1 protein-coding gene is annotated in these 1,462 nt (G+C 65.7%); it reads right to left on the bottom strand.

Annotated features, from left to right (window positions below):
* Positions 1–346: 346 nt before the first annotated feature.
* Positions 347–1,285 carry a YihY/virulence factor BrkB family protein gene (locus ACYVDE_RS22680; protein WP_460503807.1) on the bottom strand — a complete coding sequence of 313 codons (939 nt, stop codon included), beginning with the start codon at positions 1,283–1,285 and terminating at the stop codon, positions 347–349.
* Between the last annotated feature and the right edge of the window lie 177 nt (positions 1,286–1,462).

Here is a 1,462-nt window from a genome sequence, read left to right as displayed (position 1 = left end):
GCGTGGGCTGGGCGAAATTCAGCTCGGCCACGCCCGCCAGCAGGGCGGGAGCAAGGGCGAAATCGGCGAATTGCAGGTTGGGCTTGGCGGGTTGGGGCGCTGCGGCAGCGGCCCCGGCGGCGGAGGTATCGGGAGTTTGCACGCGGCAAAGGTACGGCTTACGGAACCTCACCCCCTGACCCCCTCTCCTTGGGGAAAGGGGGCACCGGTTCGGTTACCTATAGCACATGCTTAAGCTCGTGCGGCGTTGAGATGAGCCAAGGCATTCTCTCGGGCTCAACCTAAAGCATGGGCTACAAGCATCGGTAGGCTCCCCTCTCCCTGAGGAGAAGGGCTGGGGGTGAGGTTAATTGTCCTCCACGTTCACCAGCCGGTAGCGTACGGCGGTTTTCTTGGGTTTGATGTCGAGCCCGATGCGGTGGGCGTAGGCTTTGGTGAAGGCCGCGCCGAAGTAGAATATCATGGCGCAGTAGAACACGAACAGCAGCACCAGCACCAGGCTGGACGCCGGCCCGTACACCGGCCCCAAATCGCGCGCCACCAGCAGCTGGCCCAGCACCACCTCGCCCAGACTGATGAGCACCGCCGTGAGCGCCGCCCCGCGCGTCACGGCCCGCCAGGGCACTTTCGCCAGGCTCAGCGTCCGGAACGTGACGCCGAACCAGGCCGCTAAAATCAGCCAGGCAATAAAGGCATTCAGCCCCCGAATGAGGAAGTAGGCAAAAGTCGAATCGAAGTCGCGGATGCTCTCGGCAAACAGGCCTAGGGCTGCATCGGTGCCGAAAGCCAGCAGCGACAGCCCCGCCGTGGCCAGCAGAATGCCCACCGAGCGCGCCCGCTCGCGCACCGCCTGCGACACCTTGCCCGCGTCCCGTTTGGGCCGAATCTGCCAGAGCTGATTGAGCGAGTGCTGAATGATGGTGAACAGCGTGGTGGCCACGAAAAGCAGGAAGATGAACCCGGCCACCGTGACCCAGCGGCTGCGGGCGGGGTCGGCCACGTTCATCACAATCTGGGCCACCAGCCCGGCGGCCGACGAGCCCACCAGGTCGCTCACCTTGGCCAGCAGCAGTACCCGCACCAGCGACGACGGGTAGAGCGAGCTGAGCAGCGCGATGAGGATGATGAGAATGGGCGGCAGCGCAAACGAGGTGAAAAACGCCGTGGCCGCGCCCAGCCGCAGCGGGTCGTTCTGGCCCAGCTCGCGGCCGGCGCGGTGCAACAGAATGGGCAGCTCGCGCCACCACGGGCCCGGCAACTCGGCGGGCGAATCTAACTTTGTCATAACTACCTGCCCGGGGGCAACATTTTGGCGCGCCGCCGTAAGAAGCAAGCCCCGACGAAGGTAAGGGCTGCCGTGCGGCCCGGCTTTCGGCTCCGTTATTTTTCTGTATGTCGCCCTCCGAAACTCAGCTGCCGCCGCCGGTGGCCCCCGCTGCCCCGCCCGCGCCGCGCTCTTGGC

The organism is Hymenobacter agri (assembly GCF_054778495.1).
Note: the sequence above shows the minus strand (reverse complement) of the source record. Positions and strands in the feature narration are given on the sequence as shown.

Bases quoted from the DNA above. Each gene is read 5' to 3' on its own strand.
- ACYVDE_RS22680 (WP_460503807.1), bottom strand. From the start codon at position 1,285: ATGACAAAGTTAGATTCGCCCGCCGAGTTGCCGGGCCCGTGGTGGCGC.